4 protein-coding genes are annotated in these 5241 nt (G+C 55.3%); 1 reads left to right on the top strand and 3 read right to left on the bottom strand.

Annotated features, from left to right (window positions below):
* Window positions 1-290: 290 nt before the first annotated feature.
* The gene (gene ttcA / locus NNN71_RS23460) at window positions 291-1226 is read left to right on the top strand and encodes a tRNA 2-thiocytidine(32) synthetase TtcA (RefSeq protein WP_163447389.1); all 936 of its coding nucleotides are present in this window, start codon (window positions 291-293) and stop codon (window positions 1224-1226) included.
* Window positions 1227-1271: 45 nt separating this feature from the next.
* On the opposite strand, the gene dbpA is transcribed toward ttcA, so the two are convergent.
* The 3 genes from dbpA to NNN71_RS23445 all read right to left on the bottom strand — a co-directional run bounded on the left by dbpA (window position 1272) and on the right by NNN71_RS23445 (window position 5226).
* Complete coding sequence (gene dbpA, locus NNN71_RS23455; RefSeq protein ID WP_271459467.1) at window positions 1272-2645, bottom strand: ATP-dependent RNA helicase DbpA; 1374 nt, start codon at window positions 2643-2645, stop codon at window positions 1272-1274.
* 332 nt (window positions 2646-2977) lie between these two features.
* A complete protein-coding gene (zntB, locus tag NNN71_RS23450) occupies window positions 2978-3961 on the bottom strand; it encodes a zinc transporter ZntB (protein WP_064545875.1) in 984 nt (327 codons plus the stop codon).
* A gap of 167 nt (window positions 3962-4128) precedes the next feature.
* Window positions 4129-5226 carry a methyl-accepting chemotaxis protein gene (locus NNN71_RS23445; protein ID WP_442910528.1) on the bottom strand — a complete coding sequence of 366 codons (1098 nt, stop codon included), beginning with the start codon at window positions 5224-5226 and terminating at the stop codon, window positions 4129-4131.
* Window positions 5227-5241: the final 15 nt, after the last annotated feature.

The following is a 5241-nucleotide window of genomic DNA, read 5'->3' as shown; positions in this document are numbered from 1 at the left end:
GTTTATATATACAGTATTATGCAACAAGCGTAGAGATCAAGCGGCTTGTCGTCCCTCGCGGTCAACCCGTTGAAGACGCGATAGATTTAATACAGGGTTATTCATGTCAGCGGGTAAGTCGGGCCAGTCCTGCAAAACATGCTGGTATTCGTCGCCGTAATCCGTACCATACACGCCACACATTCGCTGATTCGCCGTCAGCGCGGGACAGCTCTTTTATCGTAAATCAAATGGACTGGAAGACGCTGTAGTGGCCTGGGTATCCATTTAGATTTTTGAGTAACTATTAAATGCAACAAAATCAAGAAATTAGCAAAAAAGAACAATACAATCTGAACAAATTACAGAAGCGTCTGCGTCGTAACGTGGGCGAAGCCATCGCTGACTTCAACATGATTGAAGACGGCGACCGCATTATGGTCTGCCTCTCCGGCGGTAAAGATAGCTACACCATGCTGGAAATTCTGCGCAATCTGCAACAGAGCGCGCCAATCAGCTTCAGCCTGGTGGCGGTCAACCTCGACCAGAAACAACCGGGCTTCCCCGAGCATATTCTGCCGGAATATCTGGAAAAGCTGGGCGTTGAGTACAAAATCGTCGAAGAGAACACCTACGGTATCGTCAAAGAGAAGATCCCGGAAGGGAAAACCACCTGCTCACTCTGCTCTCGTCTGCGTCGCGGGATCCTCTACCGCACGGCCACCGAATTGGGCGCGACAAAAATCGCCCTCGGCCACCACCGTGACGACATTCTGCAAACGCTGTTCCTGAACATGTTCTACGGCGGTAAAATGAAAGGTATGCCGCCGAAGCTGATGAGCGACGACGGCAAGCACATCGTTATCCGTCCGCTGGCCTACTGCCGCGAAAAAGACATCGAGCGCTTCTCCGAAGCCAAAGCGTTCCCGATCATTCCGTGTAATCTGTGCGGTTCTCAGCCGAACCTGCAGCGTCAGGTCATTGGCGATATGCTGCGCGACTGGGATAAACGCTATCCGGGCCGTATCGAGACCATGTTTAGCGCCATGCAGAACGTGGTGCCTTCACACCTGTGTGATACCAACCTGTTTGATTTCAAAGGGTTGAACCACGACAGCGAAGTGATTGAAGGTGGCGACCTGGCATTTGACCGGGAAGAGCTGCCGCTACAGCCAGTGGGCTGGCAGCCGGAAGAAGAAGACGGTCAGCTGGATGAGCTGCGTCTGAATGTGGTTGAAGTGAAGTAAGTCATTTGGCGTCTCAGGCTGCGGCCTGAGACGCTTTTCAGGATGTTATTTCAGCAGACGTACACGGCACGCCTTGCCTTTGATCTTCCCTTTCTGCAGCAATTTCCAGGCCTGATGGGCCACGCCTTCACGTACGGCTACGTAGACATGCGCCGGGTGGACATCGATTTTACCGATATCCGTGCCAACCAGCCCCATATCGCCGGTTAACGCGCCCAGCACATCGCCCGCACGCATTTTTGCCTTTTTACCCCCGTCGATACACAGGGTCATCATTTCCGGCGCCAGCGGCGTAATACGCGTTTTAGCCGGCTCTGGCATCCAGTTCAGCTTCAGTTGCAGCATTTCGGCCAGAATATTGGCGCGCTGCGCCTCTTCCGGCGCGCAGAAGCTCACCGCCAGCCCACTGTTGCCCGCACGCGCGGTACGGCCAATACGGTGTACGTGCACCTCCGGATCCCACGCCAGCTCGTAGTTCACCACCATCGCCAGCGATTTAATATCCAGCCCGCGCGCCGCCACGTCGGTCGCCACCAGAATACGCGCGCTGCCGTTGGCAAAACGTATCAGGGTCTGATCGCGGTCGCGCTGTTCGAGGTCGCCGTGCAGCGCAATGGTGCTTTGCCCCGCCGCGTTCAGCTCTTCAAACACCGCCTGACAATCTTTTTTGGTATTACAGAACACGACGCAAGAAGATGGCTGATGCTGGCTCAGCAGCTGCTGTAACAGCGCGATTTTGCCGTGACGTGGTACGTCAAAAAACTGCTGCTCAACCGAGGGGAGCGCGTCAACGCTATCAATTTCGATCGTTTCCGGCGAACGTTGCACACGGCCGCTTATGGCGGCAATCGCTTCCGGCCAGGTCGCGGAGAACAGCAGCGTCTGGCGAGACGCTGGCGCAAAGCGAATCACTTCGTCGATAGCATCGCTAAAGCCCATATCCAGCATGCGGTCCGCTTCATCCATCACCAGCGTTTGCAGTGCATCCAGCGATACGGTGCCCTTTTGCAGGTGATCCAGCAGGCGGCCCGGCGTCGCGACGATAATATGCGGCGCATGCTGCAACGAGTCGCGCTGCGCGCCGAACGGCTGACCGCCGCAGAGGGTCAGCACCTTAATATTCGGCAGATAGCGCGCCAGGCGGCGAATCTCACCGGCGACCTGATCGGCCAGTTCGCGCGTCGGACACAGCACCAGCGACTGGGTCTGGAACAGGCTGGCATCGACATGCTGGAGCAGGCCAAGACCGAACGCTGCCGTTTTGCCGCTGCCGGTTTTCGCCTGCACGCGCACGTCCTTTCCGGCCAGAATCGCCGGCAGCGACGCGGCCTGAACCGGCGTCATAGAGAGATAGCCCAGATCGTTCAGATTATCGAGCTGGGCGGCAGGAAGGGCATTCAGGGTGGCAAAAGCGGTCACAGTATTTTCTCGCGAATAAGGGGCTAAGGTTCAGCAGGCGCGTATCCTCGCAGATCTCGACGCGGGATGCGACAAATTAATCGGCGGGTACCATCAGGGTAGCGGAAAAAAGACAAAAAAAAGCCGACTATTCTAAGCCGGCGTCGTACGAATCAATTGTGCTATGCAGTAATTCAAAAAAAGGAAGTAAGACAATATGGAGCGCAACGCCCATCGCTTGACGTTGCATTCACCTGCGGGATCGATATTGCCTCGATTGGCATGCCGTTTTATTGACCTTGCTCAAATTAAGTGGCGTTACCCTCTCCAAAAGAGGTAAAAAAGGTGATTTTTTACAACCAGTTACTACGGTGTAACCACCACGTAACACCACCGATAAGCAGTACCAGCATAATACAGAAAAGGGAAAAACCCAGATGCGAGCCGCCGCCGGGGATACCGCCAAGGTTGACGCCAAATAGCCCTGTCAGGAAGGTGCTGGGTAAAAAGACCATCGCCATCAACGACATGGTATAGGTTCGCCGGGAAAGCGACTCCTGCATCATCTGCGCAATTTCATCCGTCATCACCGCCGTGCGCGCGATACAGCCGTCAATTTCATCCAGCCCACGTCCCAGACGGTCGGCAATGTCCTGCATACGACGACGCTGGTCGTCGGTCATCCACGACAGACGCTCGCTGGCCAGACGGGCGTAGACATCGCGCTGCGGTGCCATATAGCGGCGCATAACGATAAGCTGCTTACGCAACAGCGCCAGAAAACCTCGCGGCGGCACCTCCTGCTCCAGCAGATTATCTTCGAGGTCAATAATTTTGTCGTGCAACTGCTCGATAAACTCGCTGGCGTGATCGGTTAGCGCATCACAAATATCCACCAGCCACGAGCCGCAATCCGTCGGGCCGCTGCCCTCCTGAAGATCGCTCACCACATCATCCAGCGCCAGCACTTTCCGCTGCCGGGTCGAAACGATCATGCGTTCATCAATATAGAGGCGCATCGCCACCAGCTGGTCCGGGCGTTCATCGGTGCTACCGTTAATGCAACGCAGGGTGATCAGCGTCCCCTCGCCCAGGCGACTGACCCGCGGACGCAGGCTTTCACCGGCAAGCGCATCGCGCACCAGATTGGGCAACAGCGGCGTCGTCGCCAGCCACTGGGCGCTGTCGGGGTGGGTATAGTTCAGGTGTAGCCAACACGGGTTCTCTTTACTGACGCTGTCCGCGTCGGTTAATGGCTTCACGCCGCCCTGGCCATCCAGTAGCCACGCAAATACCGCGTCTGGTACGTTTAGGTCCGATCCTTTTATGGCTTCCACATCGCCTCCGCTTAGCGCTCTTTATCCTGATAGTCTAGCCATCTCCTTTTGTTAAGCAACATACGCTGGTGCCATGACGCTGAAATTGTTCACAAAAACAGCTACACGTAAATTTCAGGCATAAAAAAACCCGGTATCGCTACCGGGTTGAGGGAAAAGCGACAGGGTTAAAACGATTGCCAGAAATTCTGCTCGTTGCTGCCGGTCGCGACGACAGGCTGTAGCGGCAGGCCACCGGCAGCCTGCCGTGGCGATGCGGTATTTTGCTCGTCCCCCACGCGGAAATTCTGCGTGCGCGACTGCAGTTCAATCACCTGACGCTTAAGAATATCGGACGATCTCGCCAGCTCCTCGACAACCGTGATATTGCTTTGCGTTACCGTCTCCAGCTCATTCAACGCCAGCGTAATCTGATCGATCCCTTTTTCCTGCTCAGAGGTCGAAACAGCAATCTGCTCCATCAGACCGTTTAACTCGCCCGAACCGGCGACGATCTCCTGCATGTTTTTCTCCGCTTCGGCGACGATACTCGCGCCCTGCGTGACGTTTTCACTGGTGACGCTAATTAAGGTCTTAATATTCTTGGCCGCTTCCGCGCTACGGTGAGCCAGATTACGCACTTCACCGGCGACCACCGAGAACCCTTTGCCGTGATCACCTGCCCTCGCTGCTTCCACCGCCGCATTCAGCGCCAGAATATTCGTCTGGAAGGCAATGCCGTCAATCATGGCGATAATTTCCGTCATCTGCCGGGCACAGTCGGTAATCGACTGCATATTGGTCGCCACTTCCCCCATCAGCGCGCCGCCTTTACGGGCACACTGCGTCGCCTCACCGGCGCGTTCGCTCGCCAGACGCGTATGTTCCGCGTTATTTTTGGTGCTGGCGGCGATCTGCTCCATGCTCGCCGCAGTCTCCATCAGGGTGGCCGACTGTTGCTCGGTTTTCACCGACAGCTCGCCGCTGCGGGTTGCCAACTGATCGGATAGCGACATTGCGGTGTCCGAAGAGGCGCGAATTTCCGCCACCAGCGTCGAGATATTATTCGATAAGTTATTGATCCCCGGAATTAAGCGCCCGGCACAGTTATTGCCGAAAACAGGAATTCGCACCGACAGATTGCCATCATTAACTTCATCGATGCTGCGCTTAACCGCATTAATCGGCGTCACCAGGTATTTGGTCATGTAGAGCCACAGAAGTCCCAACGCCGCTACCCATACAATATTAATTGTTAATAGCAAGAATATATTTTTTGATAGTATTAGACAGATCACATC

Source organism: Kluyvera sp. Awk 3, from assembly GCF_028069715.1.
In the GTDB taxonomy this organism is placed as follows: Bacteria; Pseudomonadota; Gammaproteobacteria; order Enterobacterales; family Enterobacteriaceae; genus Kluyvera; species Kluyvera georgiana_A.
Note: the sequence above shows the minus strand (reverse complement) of the source record. Positions and strands in the feature narration are given on the sequence as shown.

Excerpts from the sequence above, each read along its gene's own strand:
- ttcA (WP_163447389.1), top strand. The coding sequence starts at position 291 with ATGCAACAAAATCAAGAAATTAGCAAAAAAGAACAATACAATCTGAAC.